The following is a 16419-nucleotide window of genomic DNA, read 5'->3' as shown; positions in this document are numbered from 1 at the left end:
CCCCTCGCTGCGGGCGGCCAGAACAACCCGCGCCCCGTCACCCGCAAGAACAGAAGCAAAATGCGCCCCCAGACCGCTCGACGCACCAGTCACGAGAATGGTTCTGGGGGGCATGGAAAGGTCCTTCTTCACGTCAGTATCCCGGCAGGATGTGGTACCATAGCGCGATGCCGGGCACATAGGTGATCGCCGCCAGCATGATCAGGCAGGCCAGCAGGAACCACCCGATCTGCCGCAGAAGCGCCATGATGGGAATGCGGTTCGTCAGCGAGGCCACGTAGAGGTTGGCTGCAAGCGGCGGGGTCAGCAGGCCGATCTCGATATTGATGACGACGACGATGCCGAAATGGATCGGGTCGATGCCATAACGGGCGGCGGCCGGCGCCAGCAGCGGTCCCATCAGCAGGATCGCGGCGCTGGTTTCCATGAACATGCCGACGACCAGCAGCGCCAGGTTCACCAGCAGCAGGAACATCAGCGGATTCTCTGTCAGCCCGACCGCAAAACTGGCAAGGTCCTGTGGGATCTGCTCCAGCGTCAGGGCACGGTTGAAGATGGTGGTGAAGCCGATGATGAACATCACCGCCGCCGCGCTGACCGCCGCGCGCACAAAGGCGTCGCCCAGTTGCCGCGATCCGGCCGAGCGCGAGATCAGAATGTAGAGAAGCGCATAGACCGCCGCGACCCCCGCGGCTTCGGTTGGGGTGAAGATGCCGGTGTAGATGCCTCCCAGCACCAGGATCGGCATGAACAGCGCGGGCAGTGCCGAGGTGAACTCGGCCGCGAAGGACCGCACGGGGGCGGACGATGGCGCCTCGTGTTCGATGCCGCCGTCGAGGACATGGCGGGCGCGCAGGGCGTGGACGATCATGATCGCGACGATGAAGATCAGCCCCGGCAGCAGCGTGGCCAGGAAAAGCTGGGTGATCGACGCGCCCACCGCCGAGCCGTAGAGGATCAGCGGGATCGACGGCGGCAGAAGCACCCCCAGAAGCCCGGCCGAGGCATTCAGCGCGCCCACATAGCCCGGCTTGTAGCCGCGCTGCAGCATCTCGGGGCCAAGCGCCCGGCCGATGGCGGCGACGGCGGCCACCGACGATCCCGTGACCGCCCCCATCATGGCACTGGCGCCGATCATGATATGGCCCATCGAGGCCGGGACGCGCGCCATCAGCCGCTTGCTGACGCCGACCAGTTGCCGGGTCAGCCCGCCCTGGGTCATCAGCTCGCCCCCCAGCATGAACAGCGGGATGGCGAGGAAGGGATAGACCAGCAGCGCGTCCAGCGTCGTCTGCGCGGCATAGTCGAGCGAGACATTCCAGCGGTCCGGCTGGATCAGGATGAACAGCGAAAAGGCGATGCCGACCGGCAGGCCGATCAGCAGGAAGCCGAACAGGACAAGGATCATGCCGTGCTTCCCCCTTCGGTGCGGTCAACCACCATTGCGATCATCTGCATGACCACGTGGAAGGCCATCAGCGCCATGCCTACCGGAAACAGCGCCGCCAGCGGCCACAGTGGCGTGCCGAGGTCCAAGAGCTTGTCGCCCGTCATGCGAAACTCCTGCATCAGGATCCAGCCGCTGCGGAAATAGATGGCGGCGAAGGCCAGGATGCCGATGGCGGTGATGACCGCGGCCACCCGGCGGATGCGCGGCCCGCCCACTGCATGGACGATCTCGACCGAGATGTGGCTGCCCAGATAGGTGCAGAGCGCGCCGCCGATCAGGGTCAGCGGCGCAAGCGCCGCAAGCCCAATCTCGGAATAGTTCGGCAGCGCCAGCCCGAAGTTGCGGACCACGACCGAGGCCATCGTGGCCAGCGCCATGACCAGCATCGCCAGCCCGCAGACCACCTTCTCGGCAACCACGATCCGCCGCTCGACGGACTGCATCCGGCGGAACCAGACAAGCGGCCCGGCCTCAGGCATGGGGTTCATTGCCATTGCGCCGCTCTCAACCATTGATGAGCGTCCGCAACTCGGCCATCCGCTCCTCGCCATAGACGGGGGTCAGTTCCGCCCAGACCTGATCGGCAACCGCGCGGAACTCGGCCACGGCTTCGGGCGACAGCTCGGTCACTTCCAGCCCCGCCGCACGGATATGTTCGAGCGCGGCTGCCACGTTCTCGCGGTTGCGCTGGACCTGCCACTTGCCGACCTCGTCGCCGATGGCGGCCAGAAGCGCTTGGTCCTCGGGCGACAGCCGGTCCAGCGCCCGCTTGCTGCCGGCGATGCTGGACATGACATAGGAATGGTTCGACAGGGTGACGTATTTCTGCGCCTCGAAGAAGCGCGCCTGGTCGATCAGGATGACGCCGTTCTCCTGCCCGTCCACGGCGCCCTGCTGCAGAGCGGTGAAAATTTCCGGGAAGGGCAGGGTGACGACCTGCACGCCCGCCTTTTCGAACAGCAGCTTCAGCGACTGCGAGGGCACCACCCGCATCTTGAGGCCCTGCAGGTCGGCGACCGAGGCCACCGGATGGCGCGAGTTCGAGATGGCGCGGAAGTCGTTCTCGAAATAGCCCAGGTTCACCAGCCCGTGCCGCTCCATTGTTTCGTTCAGCGTGCGGTGCAGGACGTTCGGCTCGCCGTAATAGATGCGGTCGGCTTCCTCGTAGCTTTGCGCCACGAAGGGCAGGATGTGGAAGTCGAAGAGCGGGTCGATGCCCACCATCGAGTTTGGGTTGACGAAGGCCAGTTGGATCGTGCCGCGCGACAACTCGCGCCCGATGGCCTCGTCGCCGCCGAGCTGGCCCGCCGGGAAGACCTGCACCTCGATGCGGCCCTCGCTGCGTTCCCTGGCGAGTTCCGCGAATTGGAGCGCCGCTTCCCCGACCGAGCTTTGCTCGGGGAAGACATGGGCCAGCCTCAGCGTGACCTCCTGCGCGGCGGCAGCCAGCGGCAGCGCCAGACCTACAGCCAGTGCAAATGCGCGGGTCAAGTTTCGTGCGATATTCATGGTTCTCCTCCCTTGATCGCTTATGCGGCTGACGCCCTCACTCCTCCGGTGAGGAAGCCAGCCATTCCCGTTCGGCCGTGTCCCAAGCCTCCAGCGCCTGATGGTCGGGCACCCAGGCCAGCCCCGACTTGCTGTCCGAGGACGCGATCTCGGGGCTGGTCACGGCGTCGATCAGCGCGGGCGCCCCGCCGCGCACCACCGCCAGCGCCTGATCCAGCGCGGGGCCGATCTCGTCATGAGTGGTCAGCCGCCAAGCCTGCATCCCGAAGGCGCGGGCCATGGCGGCATGATCGGCATATTGCAGCCGCGTGCCGACAACGCGGCCGAAGCTTTCCTGCTGGTCGCGGACCTCGATTGCCCACGACCCGTTGTTGCTGATGACGATCAGCGCAGGCGCACGGTGGCGCACGGCGGTGTCGATCTCCATCGCCGTGAAGCCGAACGAGCCGTCGCCCGTGACCGCGACCACCTGCCGCCCCGGCGCCGCCTTGGCCGCGCCCACGGCAAAGGCCGTGGCGATGCCGATGCAGCCCAAGGGACCGGGGTCGAGGTAGGTCTGCCCCTCCAGCGCCACGCGGGCGAAGCTGAGGATGTCGCCCCCATCGGCGATGACGATGGCCTTGGGGTCGAGCCTACGGCGGATCTCGGCCAGCAGGCGGTTCGGGTTGATGCGGCCGTCGGGACCGGGTGCGGCGGATTCCATCTTCGCTTGCATCGCCTCGGCCCGCGTCCGGTGGCCCTGGGCCATCTCGGCCAGCCAGTCGCGGCCTCCGGTCAGCTCGCGCTGTGACAGCCGTTCGGTCAGCGCGGAAAGGGTCAAGGGGATGTCCCCGGCCAGCCCGAGGTCGCCCAGCCGGTTGTCGGACAGTTCCGCCGGCTGGTCGGAAATCCGCAGGAAGGCCGCGCTTCCGAAGACCGCGGGCGAGCCATAGGCAAGCTGGAAGTCGAGCTTGCGGCCCAAGGTGATGACCAGATCGGCCTGCTTCATCGCCGCCCCCCGCATCGCCGCGATATGCGAAGGGTGGTCGGCCGGCACGATGCCCTTGGATTCTCCCGTGTCCAGATAGGCCGCGCCCGAGGCCGACAGGAAGTCGGCCAGTTCCGCCCCGGCCCCGTTCGCCCCCCGCCCCGAGATGACCAGCACGCGCGAGGCCCGCGCGATCATGTCGGCGGCAGCGTCCAGATCGGCGGGCAGGGGGGTCACGCGCGGGCGGGCGCGCCCCTTCAGGTGCTCGCCGGCCAGCAGCACCGGCGGCACGGCTTCGCGCTGCAGGTCCACCGGCAGGTCGATGTAGCTCGGCCCCGCCTCGCCTGCCTGTCCCTGCGCCGCCGCGATGGCCGCGTCGAGTTCGCGCGCAACCGACGTCACATGCCGCAGCGTGCGGGCATAGCGCGTCAGCGAGCGCAGCAGATCGACATGGACCATGTCCTGCAGCGCGCCGCGGTTCTCCTGCGGGCGCGGCGGCAGGCCCGAGATCACCAGCACCGGGATGCGCGAGACATGGGCGTTGGCGATCCCCGTCATGGCATTGGTGACGCCCGGCCCGGCCGTGACCATCGCCACCCCCAGCCTGCCGCTGACGGCGGCCGAGGCATGGGCCATCATCACCGCCGCGCGTTCGTCGCGGACATCGACGATCTCGATCCCCTCGGCGTCCAGCGCCATCCACATTGGCATGATATGCCCTCCGCAGAGCGCGAAGACCCGTTCAACCCCGCGCGCCTTCAGCGTCCGTGCGACCAGCACCGCGACTGTGACCTGCGTCATCTCCTTGCATCTCCTCCCAAAAGGCGACCCCTGCGGTGCTGGCGGCACCGTGCCGCTGCCTTCATGAATGCCGCGGCCCGCATGGGACCGCCTGCGAATCAACGCTCTCTCCTAAAGCGTAATTCAGAATTCTGAATTCAGAATTTCTGGCTAGGCCGGCTTTGTCAATCATCAACCTGCCCCGTCATGCAGCCGCCGTCCGTTCCGTCAGCCGGTCGCGCAGCAGCCGGTGCTGGATCTTGCCGGTGGCGGTGCGCGGTATCTCGTCGTCGGATACGAAGCTGACGCTGCGGGGTAGCTTGAAGCGGGCGATGCGGTCCTCGCACCAGCCGATCAACTCGCGTTCCGAGATGCCCACGCCGTCATGCAGGACGACCACGGCATGGACCCGCTCGCCCCATTTCTCGTCCGGCAGGCCGATCACCGCCACGTCGCGGACGGCGGGGCAGGCACCCAGCGCCGCCTCGATCTCGGACGGATAGATGTTCTCGCCGCCCGAGATGATCATGTTCTTCTTGCGGTCGATTAGGCGGATGAAGCCCTGCTCGTCCCGCAGGGCCATGTCGCCCACGGTGCAATAGTCGCCCCGGAAGGCCTCGGCGGTCTTGCCAGGCTGGTTCCAGTAGCCGTCGAAGGTATAGGGTGTCGAGGAATAAAGCTCGCCCGCCATGCCGTCCGGCACCTCGTTGCCGTCGTCGTCCAGCAGACGGACCGGGGCCGAGCCGATGCATTCGCGGCCCACGGTGCCTAGGTTGGTGAATTGCTCGTCGGGGTGCAGCATCGTGACCCAGCCCGCCTCGGACGATCCGTAAAGCTCGAACAGACCCGAGTTCGGGAACATCTCCATCACCGCGCGCTTGGTGTCGGCGCGGGCGGGGGCGGATGAGATCATCATCTTCCGCATCGCGCCAAGGTCGCGGTTGCGGCCCGATGTCTGCGCGGCCAGCATCATGATGTAGTGGGTCGGAACCAACGAGGTGAAGGTGGACCCGATCTTCTCCATCACCGACAGCGCGTGCTCGGGGTCGAAGCTGGGGCGCGAATAGATCGTGTTGACCCCCCCGCAATGGGCGAAGGAGCAGAAAAAGTTCAGCGAATTCGCATGGCACATCGGCATGACCAGCAGCGCGTCGTCGTTGCGGCCGATGGACAGCTCAACCTGCGTCACAAGCGACACCAGCGTCATGCCGCGATGGCTGCGGATCACCCCCTTGGGCTTGCCGGTGGTGCCTGAGGTATACATCAGCGCCCAAGGGTCGCTGTCGGCCACAGCCACCGCAGGCGCGCTGTCCGAGGCGCGGGCGATCAGGTCCTCGTAGGACTGCCAGCCCGCAGGCGGCGCCTCGGTGCCGAAATGGATGAAACGGTTTGTGGGGATCGGCAGGTCGGATCGCACTTCCTCGATCATCCCGTAAAGCGAGTCCTCGGCCACCACGCAGGCGGCGCCCGCGTCCTCGATGATGAAGCGTATCTCGATAGGGGCGAGGCGGAAGTTTATCGGCACTGCGATCAGCCCGGCCTTGGCGCAGGCGGCATAGATCTCCGCCCATTCTAGGCGGTTGTAGGCGAGAACTGCCACCCGATCGCCCTTGACTAGTCCGAGTCCCGTCAGCGCATTGGCCAGCCTGCGGGCGCGGGCGTTCCACTGCCCGAAGGTCAGCGCACGTTCCAGGTCGCGAGCGCCCAAGCGGTCGGGCGCCATGCGGGCCTGCGCGTCGAGCAGGCCGCCCAAAGTCAGCAACTGCCTCATATCTCCTCCTTGCCCCCTGATGGGGGCTTCCTTCGGTTCGCGCCGCAGATGAAATGCGGCTTCTGCTATCCTGATTGCGCAGGTGATCCGCACTTGCCCGTCGGGGCGGGAGCCGGGTTCAGTTGGGCCAGCAACTCAGCCCATTCGGTGATCGCCTGCGGAGTCAGTTCTTTCGTCGCGGCCGGGTTGACTCGCACGGCATAGAGCGGCTGGCGCAATTGACCATCGCTCGGATTGAAGACGGTGTCCTTGCCGATGGAGGGCCTCTGCACAGGATCGGAGAGCCAGGCGGCAAGGTCGGTCCCGCTCGTGCTGCCGGTAGCCTCGGTCGCCTCGGCTACCAGTCGCAGGGCCGTCTGTGCCGCCCAGGCCGAGGGGTCCATCGGGATCCGCCAGCGGGCGAGGAAGTCGGCGTTGAGGGCGGCGGCCTCGGCCGTGTCGAGCCGTGCTTCCCACAGGGCGAGACGAGGTGCTCCACCCACGTTGGGCGCAAGCTGGCGGCAACGGTTGTAGAACTCGCGCGTCTGAGTCGCGGCCCAGGGAAAGCCGGTGATCGGCACGGTTGCGCCCTCTCCCTCGGCAGTGGCAAGCAGGTTCAGTTGCACCAGCCAGTCGGTCAGCAGCAGCACCGCCTCGGCGCCACTGTCCTGCAGATCCGACAACGCCGAGCGGAACAGGGTGGAGTCCCGGCTGACAATGCTGGTGCCCGTGACCTCCGCCCCCGCGCGGCGCAGATCCGCTTGCGCCTGCGCCAGCAGGTCCACATGGGCGGAGTCATCCTGGTGGATCAAATGCCAGCGGTTCCTGCCTTGGCCGCGGTAAAGCTCCGATAGCGCCGACAGATAGGTGCTGGCAGGTGCCTCGAGATGCAGGGTGCGCCCGCCGCAGAACTCAGCTCGCAGCCCATCCGCAGGCGCGGCGATGTTGATAAACAGGGCGCCCGCATCCCGCGCGACCGCGCCGATGGCGCGCGCATCCTTGGCCGAAAAGCCGCCGATCAGCACCGTCGCGCGGTCGCGCTCGACCAGCCGCTCAGCCGCGCGGCGGGCCGAGGCCGCTTCAGGCGCGTTGGCCAGCAGCAGGCGGTGCGGCTCGGTACCCATGGGCGTTGCGCGCTCGAGATCGTCGCTGGTGATCAGCAGGCCCTTGCGGGCGGCTTCGGCCGGGAAGGACAGATTGACGCCGACCAGCGGCAGGCCGCGCCCGGCCAAGGGCAGGATCGCGCCCACCCGCAGTGCGGGGCGGGTCGCCCGGGCCAGCGCCGGCGCGGCGACTCCTGCCGCCAGCGCGGCCATCAGGGCCTGCCGCCGGGTCAGGAGAGGGACGCGCATCACTCAGTCTCCGCGAGATGAGCCGCGCTGCGCTTGGTGACGGGACGGGTCGGGATGCCTGCGTCCTCCAGCACGGCCTGGATCTCGTCCCAGCGCTCGCTCAGCGCGCGGTTGATGTCGTTGCGAAAGGCGATGTCCCCGTAGCGCACACCGATGGTGAACATGGCGACCATGGGCAGCACCGGCAGGTCGATCTCGGGCGTGACCAGCGTGAAACGCAGTTCCGCCTCGTGCCCCGCGAGCGAGGCGGCGGTCGGTCCCCAGAGAATGGCGAGGTCGATCTCTCCCGCCGCAAGGGCCTGCACCATCCCGTCGGTCCCGGCATCGTCCAGCCGGGCCTGCGGGAAATAGCGCAACTGCCCCGCCAACCCGCGCTTGGCCAAGGCCATGACCGGCGGGATCGGATGCCGCGGATCGCCGGCGACCCCGATCCACAGCGATTTCAGCGCCGGGTCATCTAGCGAGGCCGGCAGCGCGGCCCCGCCGTTATGTGTCATGAAGACAAAGCCCGTGGCGTAATAGACCTGCGAGGTCTGGAACCCCTCGCTCTTGTCTGGGATGCTGATCGCCACGTCGCAGCCGCCGGCGTGCATGATGCGGCGCAGCGTGCGGCTGCGGCGGTCGGGCAAGGTGACAAATTGCAACTCGGCCCCCATTGCATCCGCGAGGATCGCGGCCACGCGGTCGTCAATGCCAGTTTCGTCCGCGCGGGTGTAGGGCGCCGCATCCGGCGCCCTGCAGACAGACAGGGTCCAGGCCCCGGCAAGGGACGGCAGGGCCAGCAGCCCTGCCATCCCCAATATCGCCCATGCTGCGCGCATTGCCCTTGTCCCCTTTTGGTTCAGGGCAATGCGAAGACATAGACGGTGCCGCCCTGAGAAACCTCGGTCTTGGTGCCCCAGGCCTGGTCGATGAAGCTTTGGAAGCGCTCAGCATCGACGCCCCAGCCGGTGGTAATGGCGATATGCTGTTTGCCGTCCACCTCGAAGCTGGTGGGCGGCGCAACTACCCCGCCGTCCAGCTTGACCGACCACAGCTCGGCCCCGGTTTCCGCATCCAACGCGCGGAACATTGCGTCGTTGGTGCCGCCCAGGAAGACCACGCCCCCGGCGGTGGACAGGATCGGCCCCCAGTTCGGCGACTTGAAGTTCACCTGCCACTTCTTTTCCAGCGTGCGGATGTCCCAGGCTTGGACCGCGCCGATGTGCTCCTTGGCAGCCTCGGTGGGCGTCATCTCAAGCCCGGAGCCGAGATAGAGCACACCCGGCTCGTATTCGACCGGCGCCCCTTCCATTGCGCCGCAATGGTTCTCGTTTACCGAGATGAACAGCGTTCCGGTCGCCGGGTCATAGGAGTCCGCCGGCCAGTCGCGCCCGCCCCAGGCCGAGGGACAGAACTCGACCCGCTTGCCCAGTTCGGGCAGGTTCTCTTGGTTGTACTCGGGACGCCCTGTCTCGGGATTGAGCCCGGTAAATGCGTTCTGATAGACATAGGGCTTGCCTTCGATGAAGGACAGCTTCCCGTCCGAACGGTCGAGCTTGTAGATATAGCCGTTTCGGGCGAAGCGGACGGCCAGTTTCTGGGTGTCGCCATTCTCGCCCTGAAGGTCGATCAGGGTCGGCGGCACGACCTCGTCCCAGTCCCAGGTGTCGTTCCAGTGATACTGGAAATGGGTGGCGATGGCGCCGTTCTCGGGGTTCAGGCCGATGGTCGAGGCGGTATAAAGGTTGTCGCCCGGCCTCAGCGCGCCCACCCAGGGCGCAGCGTTGCCGACGCCCCAATAGGCCAGCTTCGCTTCGGGGTCGTAGTTGCCGGTGATCCAGACCGGGCCGCCGCCGTTCTGCCATGTGTCGCCCGGCCATGTCTCGCTGCCCGGCTCGCCCGGCGCGGGGATAGTGTAGGTCTTCCACAGCGGATTGCCCGTCCCGGCGTCGAAGGCTTGGACAAAGCCGCGGATGCCAAGTTCCCCTCCGGAAACCCCGGCCATCACCCTGCCGTCCACGACCAGTGGCGCGAGGGTGGAATAATAGCCCTCCATCCAGTCGGCCATGGTCTGCGACCACAGAGGCTCGCCGGTCTTCGCGTCCAGCGCGACGACCATTGCATCCTGGGTGGTGGTGAAGACCTTGTCGTCCCACAGGGCGACGCCACGGTTCGCGGGATGGATCGGCACCAGATCCTCGGGGATCGGATGCTGGTAACGCCAGTGTTCCCCGCCAGTCTTGGCGTCCATGGCGATGACCTGGTTGTCATGGGTCGTCATGAACATGACGCCGTCATTGACGATGGCCGCTGCCTGATGCGCGCCACTGGCGGGCAGGGCAGTGAACTCGGGCGCGGGGCGGTAAGGACCGGTCGGATGGCTCCATACCTGCGTCAGCTGGGCGACATTGTCTTTGGTGATCTGGGTCAGTGGGCTGTGGCCATGGCCGTCATAGGTGCGGCGCGATTGCAGCCAGTTCCGTTCCTCGGGCTGGGTCAGGCGCTCGGCGGTAACGGGGCTGTAGTCGGCGATTTCGGCCGCCGCCGGGCCTGCCAGCACCAGCGCGATCAGCGAAACCGAACGAAGCAGTCCGTGCATCTGGGTTCCTCCTCCCATGTGTCCTGCAGGCCGCGGGAAGGCCTAACGCATGTCCTTGACGTCCTGCGGGATGACGTGCCCGTAAGCATTGCCCCAGCTGTTGCGGGCGAAAGTGGCAATCAGGGCGATCTGCTCGTCGCTGAGATGCTCGCCCAAGGGTGGCATGTAGCCGCGCCCGTTGATGATGATCGAAGCGATATAGGCCGCATCGGCGATATTCTCGTTGCCCGACAGGGGAACGCCCGCCTTGCCGCGCATCCCGTGACAGCGCCGGCAGTTCTGGAAGAACAGCTTTTCGCCATCCGCCATCATCTCGGGGGTGACGCCCTCGGGCAGGGCGACGGGCTCAGTTGGGGCGGCCGTGTCCGTCCCGGCCGGCGGGCCCGCTGTCGGCAGGATCGGAGCGGCGGCGGTCGCAGCTGGGGCAGGTGCTGCTTGTTGGGCTGACGCCCGAGGCGGCAGGGCCGCGCTCAGCATCAATGCACAGGCCATCGGAAAGCCCGTTGAGAGGTTCAGGTGCATTTCTCCTCCCGCAGCCTGAATTCGGAATTCAGAATGTTAAACGTACAGACTTCTGTCAACTGATTCGCGCGACATCGAAGAAAGCAAAGCGGATCGTCTGCTCAGAACTCGCGTTCGGCCAGAGTGCGCAATAGGGCGTCCTGTGCGCCGAGCACATGTTCTGCCGCCAGCCGTTCCGAGGCTGCCGCATCGCCTGCCAGCAGCGCGTCGAGGATGTCGCGGTGTTGGCGCCAGACGATCTCGCCCCGCTCGGCGTGCAGAAGGACCGCGACCATCACCCGGCGCAGATAATTCCAGTGAGCAGCGGCAGTGTCTGCAATGAAGGGATTGCCCGACATCTCGTAGATAAAGGAATGGAACTGCACGTCGTGGCTTACAGCATCAGACGCATTGCTGCGGTTCCGTGCGGCCTCGCCTTCGGACAAGATCGCCTCGCCCCGTCGGGCAAGCTCAAGGGCGAAGGCTGGCGAGGCGGCAGTGCGCTCTGTCACCAATCGGGCGGCCAGCTGATCCAGCACAATGCGGATCTGGTAGTGGTGAATCACGTCATTGGCGTTCAGCGGCGCCACATAAAGGCCGCGCGCGCCAAGCTCGACCACCAGTCGCTCGTTCTTCAGCAGCAGCAAGGCCTGCTGCACGGGCTGGCGCGATACTCCCAGTGCTGCCGCCAGTTCCTCTTGCACCAGATGGGTGCCGGGGGTCATCTTGCCATCGCATATGCTGTCGCGAATGGCATTGTAGACCTGCTGGGCGCGACTGGGGGCGGTGGCAATCGGCTGCATGTGGTAATTCCTCAGCTTGAATGGCGAGCGGCCGGAAGGTCTCCCTTCCGGCCGCAGGATCCTAGCAGGCTGCGCTGGTCAGCACAAAGTTGACCGAGGTTCAGGTCTGGACATAGCAGATGTGGGTCTCGGTGTATTCGAGCAGGCCGTGCTTGCCATCCGCACCGCCGATGCCCGACTTGCCGCGCCCCGCGTGGAAGCCCTGCATCGCCTCGAAGTTCTCGCGGTTGACGTAGGTTTCGCCGAAACGCAGCTCGTTGCAGGCCCGCATCATGGAGCCGACATTCGTCGTGTAGATCGACGAGGTGAGCCCGTAGGTCGTGTCGTTGGCATGGGCAATCGCCTGGTCGAGGCTGTCCACCTCGACCAGCGGCAGGACCGGGCCAAAGGTCTCGCGGCTGATGATGTCCATGTCCTGATGGCAGTTGACCAGCACGGTGGGCTTGTAGTGGCTGCCAACCCCCAGGTCGGCCACGCCGCCGCCCAGTGCCGCCTCGGCCCCGGCATCGAGTGCCGAGCGCACCAGCGCGTCGATCTTTTCCACGCCCGCGCGGTTGATGATGGGGCCCATGTCGATCTCGTCGTTGCCCAGGGGGTCGCCGTAGCGGACCGCGTCCATCGCCTTGATCAGCTTGTCGGTGAACTCGTCCGCCACCTTGCGGTCCACGTAAACGCGTTCGGCCGCGTTGCAGACCTGCCCCGTGTTCAGCGTCCGCGACTGGGTAATGGCACGGGCAGCCAGGTCGAGGTCGGCGTCCGCCGTCACGATGGCCGGGGCCTTGCCGCCCAGTTCAAGGTTGACCTTGCAAATGTTCCGGGCCGCATCCGCCATGATCTTCGATCCGGTTTCCACGCTGCCGGTGAAACTGACCATGCGCACGTCCGGGTGCAGGGTCAGCGCCCTACCGGCCGTGCCACCCCGGCCATAGACGATGTTGAAGACGCCCTTGGGCAGTCCCGTTTCCGTCACCAGCCGGGCGAACAGAGCGGCGTTGTTCGGCGTTTCCTCGCTGGGCTTGATGACGATGGTGTTGCCGGTGATCAGGGCCGGGGCCATCTTCCGGGCGATCAGGAAGAACGGGAAGTTCCAAGGCAGGATGCCCGCAACGACGCCGATCGGCTGGCGGAACAGGAAGATGTTCTCGCCGGGGCGGTCGGACTGCAGGATCTCGCCCTCGATCCGGCGCGCCCATTCGGCCATGTAGTCGATGTAGTCGGCGGTAAAAGCCGCCTCGACCCGCGCCAGCGGCAGGATCTTGCCCTGTTCTTCGGAAATGACGCGGGCGATTTTCTCCGCATTGGCCCGGATCTTGGCCGAGATCTCGCGCAGGAACCCGGCACGCTGGATCGCGGGCAGCCGCTCCCAGTCGCGCTGGGCGCGGCTGGCGGCATCGACGGCCTCGTTCACGCCCTCGGCGGTGGTGTCCGGTACCTGCGAGATGCGTATGTCGCGCGCCGGGTTGAACACGTCGATCAAATCGTCGCCCGTCCTTTCTACAAAGCGGCCAGCGATAAAATTCTGGTGAACCGTCATCAGGGTCTCTCCTCCCACAGCGGCAGGCCTCCTCCGCGAAGCCGGCGATTCGTCCGTAACCAAAAAGAATATAGCACTTCTGAATTCTGAATTCGATAACTTTGCGCAACCAAGGCGATGTGCTACAAGGCAGCGGCTATGGCCGTGTACGCTGTGGGCATGGCTGTCAGCGGGAGCCACGATGCTCTCGGCCAACAGTGCCGGGAGGAGAGCGCCCCTCGGCGCTGGCAAAGGACGATGGTCTTGGTCAGGGAGATCAATGCGCGATTATGCGACGGTGGTGACGACACCCGGCGGCAGCGACCGGTTCGCGCAGCGCAAGATCGAGCCTCCCGCGCCAGGCCCCACGAGGTTCTGGTGCGCCATACTGCGGTCGGTCTCAATTTTCTCGATGTCTATCACCGCAGCGGCCTCTACCCTTGGGCAGTCGAGCGGGATCTTATTCCCGGCTCCGAAGCGGCAGGCCGGGTGGTCGCGGTGGGAGACGGGGTCGAGGACGTGAGGCCCGGTGACCGTGTCGCCTACACGCATCCTCTTGGCGCCTATGCAACCGCTCGGGTCATCACCGCGGATCGTCTCGTGCCTATTCCCGAGGGCATCAGCGACGAAGAGGCAGCCTGCCTGATGCTGAAGGGCTTGACCGCCAAGCATTTCATCCATTCCACGTTCCGCGTCGAGGCAGGCATGAGCGTGCTTGTACATGCCGCATCGGGGGGCGGGCTGCTACTTGGCGAATGGCTTGCCGCCAAAGGCGCAACCGCAATCGGCACCGCGGGCGGGCCGGAAAAGACGGAACTGGCCCGTGCGCATGGATATGCCCATGTGATCGACTACCGCGCCGAGGATTTCGTTTCCCGGGTTCGCGAGATCACTGACAGCCGCGGCGTTCACATGGTCTATGACAGCGTCGGCCGCGATACATGGCGCGGCTCGCTCGACTACCTGCGGACCCGCGGGGCCTTCGTGAATTTCGGCCAGGCCTCGGGCCTGATCGAGGATTTCACTATCGCCGCCCTTGGGAAGGGCTCGTTCACCGCTGCCGCCCGGTCCTGTTCCACTGCATCGCCGACACCGCCGAACTGCGCCGGCGCACCGCAGACCTATTCGCCTGCGTGCTCTCGGGACGCATCAAGGCGGGGATCCGGCAGCGATATTCCCTGAGCGAGGTCGCCGAGGCGCACCGCCAGCTGGAGGCGCGCAGCCCCGCAGGAGCCACCGTGCTCACGATTTACCGGGATCCTGAATGAGGGATCGTAGCATGATCGTGACGCGGCAGCTTGTCGAGCCCCTGATCGTCAGGGCCGCGGCGGCCGAGGCCAGCCCATCTGCCCCTCCCGCCTGCAACATCACTGAAGGTCTTCGAAAGCCATGCCTATCCAGCCAACGCGCTTCGAACTCGGCGTTCCCTAGGACGCGATAGAGGATCTGCAGCTTCGCCTAGGCCGCACCCGTTTCCCCGACGAAGCCCCGGACGCGGGATGGACCCATGGAGCCGATCTGACCTACATGCGCGATCTCGCGGCGTACTGGCGCGAGCATTTCGACTGGCGTGCCGCAGAGGCACGGTTGAACGCCTTCCCCAGTACAAGGTAGAGATCGACGGCATTGGGCTGCATTTTCTTCACGTGCCGGGCCACGGCCCGGATCCGCTTCTCCTCTCCCACGGGTGGCCCGGTTCGGTCTTCGAGTTCCTTGAGCTGATACCCCGTCTGACCAACCCGGGCCGTTACGGCGGAGATCCCGCAGACGCTTTTACGGTGATCGCGCCCTCGCTGCCAGGCTTCGGACTGTCATATGCTCCGGGACAGGCACGATTTTCCGCCGAAGCCATGGCTGACTGCCTCGCTTCGCTGATGAGCGAGGTACTCGGCTATACGCGGTTCGGTGCGCAGGGGGGGGGCGACTGGGGATCATTCATGGCCGCAAGGTTGGGTTATGCCTATCCAGACCGGATCTCGGGCATCCACCTGAACTTCCTGCCCCTGCGGCACGATGCCGGGCTCGTCGATAAGCCCACCGCGGAAGAGGCGCGCTATCTTCAGGAACTCGCGCATTTTCTTCGTGAGGAAGCCGGGTACCAAGCCATCCAAGGCACGCGCCCGCAGACCCTCGCCTATGGTCTGACCGACTCGCCCGCGGGAATTGCAGCCTGGATAGCCGAGAAGTTCCGCGCTTGGTCGGATTGCCAAGGCAATCTCGAAACAGCCATTTCCCTGATGACCTATTGACGAACATCTCGCTTTACTGGTTCACGGGCGCGATCAACTCGTCCTTCTGACCCTATTACGCGCGAGCCCACGGTCCTTGGCCGATCCCCGAAGGCAGGACGGTCGTTGTGCCGACTGCATATGTGGCCTTTTCAGGCGAGATACTCCGCCCGCCGCGCTCGCTGGCGGAAAGGACCTTTACCCACATCCGGCGCTGGACATCGTTCGAGCGCTGCGGCCACTTCGCTGCTCTTGAGCAGCCTGATGCACTCGCCACCGACATTCGGACCTTTTTCCGCGTTTGCAGAAACAGATAGGAGTTGCTCCGATGTATTTGAGACCGCGCTCGCGAGGAGGAAAGTCTGTGTGCCGATCTCGACCTGCAGATATGGCCAGCCGATGAACTCGGGCCGCGATCAGGTGATCAACCTGCAGGTTTGACGCCAGCGAGAGGTGGGGGTAGCGAACCTTCATTCGAGTGTCCTTTCAAAGCCCAACTCATTGTTGAAGATCAAAAGTCGCAATCCAAGGTAGCGCCTCCCCTGCCTATACGCATAACTTCAAATTATATTTATGTAGTTACAGTAGATTACTATGTAAGTCAGTCATGTACTCGCGAGCTTCTTGCAGCAGGATCCACGACCTCACCTTGTCCCAGTCGTTGGCCTGCCCAAGTGAGGGTGGTCCGCCCCCTGGAAAGTGGTCCTCCCTGACGCAGGCTTTCGAGCCGGATGGAGGCCGGCGGAATGTCGCGGAAGAAGCACGAACCCGAGGAGATCGTGGCCAGGCTCCGGCAGGTCGGCGTGTTGGTGTCGCGGGGCCGGTCGGTGGCCGGGGCGGTGCGCTCGATCGGCGTGGCGCAGTTGACCTGCTCCCGGTGGCGCAAGGAGTTCGGCGGGCTGCAGAGCGATCGGGTCAAACGCCTGAAGGAGCGGGAGAAGGAGAACGGGCGGCTGCGGAAGGCCGTCTCCGGCCTGACGCCGGA

General features: G+C 65.7%; 15 protein-coding genes and 1 pseudogene. 4 read left to right on the top strand and 12 right to left on the bottom strand.

Annotated features, from left to right (window positions below):
* From H5395_RS16125 to aldA, 12 genes are all read right to left on the bottom strand, one after another.
* A partial coding sequence (locus H5395_RS16125; RefSeq protein WP_182793573.1) for an SDR family NAD(P)-dependent oxidoreductase occupies positions 1 to 114 on the bottom strand: 114 nt, incomplete at its 3' end.
* 19 nt (positions 115 to 133) lie between these two features.
* The gene (locus tag H5395_RS16120) at positions 134 to 1408 is read right to left on the bottom strand and encodes a TRAP transporter large permease (protein ID WP_182793572.1); all 1275 of its coding nucleotides are present in this window, start codon (positions 1406 to 1408) and stop codon (positions 134 to 136) included.
* Positions 1405 to 1929: a TRAP transporter small permease gene (locus H5395_RS16115; protein WP_182793571.1), complete on the bottom strand. Its 525-nt coding sequence runs from the start codon at positions 1927 to 1929 to the stop codon at positions 1405 to 1407. Before H5395_RS16115 ends, H5395_RS16120 begins: the two co-directional genes overlap by 4 nt.
* Before the next feature lie 25 nt (positions 1930 to 1954).
* On the bottom strand, positions 1955 to 2959 hold the full coding sequence (locus H5395_RS16110; RefSeq protein ID WP_182793570.1) for a TRAP transporter substrate-binding protein: 1005 nt from the start codon (positions 2957 to 2959) through the stop codon (positions 1955 to 1957).
* A gap of 37 nt (positions 2960 to 2996) precedes the next feature.
* Complete coding sequence (locus tag H5395_RS16105; RefSeq protein WP_182793569.1) at positions 2997 to 4727, bottom strand: thiamine pyrophosphate-binding protein; 1731 nt, start codon at positions 4725 to 4727, stop codon at positions 2997 to 2999.
* Positions 4728 to 4911: 184 nt separating this feature from the next.
* Complete coding sequence (locus tag H5395_RS16100) at positions 4912 to 6477, bottom strand: class I adenylate-forming enzyme family protein (protein ID WP_182793568.1); 1566 nt, start codon at positions 6475 to 6477, stop codon at positions 4912 to 4914.
* A gap of 65 nt (positions 6478 to 6542) precedes the next feature.
* Positions 6543 to 7808 carry an ABC transporter substrate-binding protein gene (locus H5395_RS16095; RefSeq protein WP_182793567.1) on the bottom strand — a complete coding sequence of 422 codons (1266 nt, stop codon included), beginning with the start codon at positions 7806 to 7808 and terminating at the stop codon, positions 6543 to 6545.
* Entirely contained in the window at positions 7808 to 8629 is an 822-nt protein-coding gene (locus tag H5395_RS16090; RefSeq protein WP_182793566.1) for a transporter substrate-binding domain-containing protein, read from the bottom strand. The genes H5395_RS16095 and H5395_RS16090 overlap by 1 nt, the downstream gene beginning before the upstream one ends.
* Before the next feature lie 20 nt (positions 8630 to 8649).
* Positions 8650 to 10389, bottom strand: coding sequence for a PQQ-dependent dehydrogenase, methanol/ethanol family (locus tag H5395_RS16085; RefSeq protein ID WP_182793565.1), 1740 nt, complete (start codon positions 10387 to 10389; stop codon positions 8650 to 8652).
* 42 nt (positions 10390 to 10431) lie between these two features.
* Positions 10432 to 10881 (bottom strand): cytochrome c, encoded by a 450-nt coding sequence (locus H5395_RS16080; protein WP_182793564.1) that lies wholly within the window; start codon positions 10879 to 10881, stop codon positions 10432 to 10434.
* Between the two features lie 131 nt (positions 10882 to 11012).
* Positions 11013 to 11693 (bottom strand): GntR family transcriptional regulator, encoded by a 681-nt coding sequence (locus H5395_RS16075; RefSeq protein WP_182793563.1) that lies wholly within the window; start codon positions 11691 to 11693, stop codon positions 11013 to 11015.
* A 100-nt stretch (positions 11694 to 11793) separates the two neighbouring features.
* A complete protein-coding gene (aldA, locus tag H5395_RS16070; protein WP_182793562.1) occupies positions 11794 to 13227 on the bottom strand; it encodes an aldehyde dehydrogenase in 1434 nt (477 codons plus the stop codon).
* A 138-nt stretch (positions 13228 to 13365) separates the two neighbouring features.
* On the opposite strand from aldA, the gene H5395_RS16065 reads away from it, so the two are divergent.
* From H5395_RS16065 to H5395_RS16055, 4 genes and pseudogenes are all read left to right on the top strand, one after another.
* On the top strand, positions 13366 to 14388 hold the full coding sequence (locus H5395_RS16065; protein ID WP_255440753.1) for a quinone oxidoreductase: 1023 nt from the start codon (positions 13366 to 13368) through the stop codon (positions 14386 to 14388).
* Between the two features lie 255 nt (positions 14389 to 14643).
* Positions 14644 to 14858 (top strand): annotated as a pseudogene (locus H5395_RS19590) (epoxide hydrolase N-terminal domain-containing protein); the annotation flags it as partial.
* Positions 14853 to 15455, top strand: coding sequence for an alpha/beta fold hydrolase (locus tag H5395_RS18575; RefSeq protein WP_370576487.1), 603 nt, complete (start codon positions 14853 to 14855; stop codon positions 15453 to 15455). The pseudogene H5395_RS19590 and the gene H5395_RS18575, both read left to right, overlap by 6 nt.
* 725 nt (positions 15456 to 16180) lie before the next feature.
* On the top strand, positions 16181 to 16419 hold a 239-nt coding region (locus tag H5395_RS16055), incomplete at its 3' end, for a transposase (RefSeq protein WP_182793561.1).

The organism is Paracoccus sp. MC1854, from assembly GCF_014164635.1.
Lineage (GTDB): Bacteria > Pseudomonadota > Alphaproteobacteria > Rhodobacterales > Rhodobacteraceae > Paracoccus.
The sequence above is the reverse complement of the archived record's forward strand: the minus strand, read 5'-3'. Positions and strand labels throughout refer to the sequence as shown.

What these genes read in the sequence shown, in the direction of transcription:
- H5395_RS16095 (WP_182793567.1), bottom strand. Translation starts at nt 7,808, where the DNA reads ATGCGCGTCCCTCTCCTGACCCGGCGGCAGGCCCTGATGGCCGCGCTG.
- H5395_RS16080 (WP_182793564.1), bottom strand. Translation starts at nt 10,881, where the DNA reads ATGGCCTGTGCATTGATGCTGAGCGCGGCCCTGCCGCCTCGGGCGTCA.
- H5395_RS16100 (WP_182793568.1), bottom strand. Translation starts at nt 6,477, where the DNA reads ATGAGGCAGTTGCTGACTTTGGGCGGCCTGCTCGACGCGCAGGCCCGC.
- H5395_RS16075 (WP_182793563.1), bottom strand. Translation starts at nt 11,693, where the DNA reads ATGCAGCCGATTGCCACCGCCCCCAGTCGCGCCCAGCAGGTCTACAAT.
- H5395_RS16115 (WP_182793571.1), bottom strand. Translation starts at nt 1,929, where the DNA reads ATGCCTGAGGCCGGGCCGCTTGTCTGGTTCCGCCGGATGCAGTCCGTC.
- H5395_RS16110 (WP_182793570.1), bottom strand. Translation starts at nt 2,959, where the DNA reads ATGAATATCGCACGAAACTTGACCCGCGCATTTGCACTGGCTGTAGGT.
- H5395_RS16065 (WP_255440753.1), top strand. Translation starts at nt 13,366, where the DNA reads ATGGCCGTGTACGCTGTGGGCATGGCTGTCAGCGGGAGCCACGATGCT.
- H5395_RS16120 (WP_182793572.1), bottom strand. Translation starts at nt 1,408, where the DNA reads ATGATCCTTGTCCTGTTCGGCTTCCTGCTGATCGGCCTGCCGGTCGGC.
- aldA (WP_182793562.1), bottom strand. Translation starts at nt 13,227, where the DNA reads ATGACGGTTCACCAGAATTTTATCGCTGGCCGCTTTGTAGAAAGGACG.
- H5395_RS16090 (WP_182793566.1), bottom strand. Translation starts at nt 8,629, where the DNA reads ATGCGCGCAGCATGGGCGATATTGGGGATGGCAGGGCTGCTGGCCCTG.
- H5395_RS16085 (WP_182793565.1), bottom strand. Translation starts at nt 10,389, where the DNA reads ATGCACGGACTGCTTCGTTCGGTTTCGCTGATCGCGCTGGTGCTGGCA.
- H5395_RS16105 (WP_182793569.1), bottom strand. Translation starts at nt 4,727, where the DNA reads ATGACGCAGGTCACAGTCGCGGTGCTGGTCGCACGGACGCTGAAGGCG.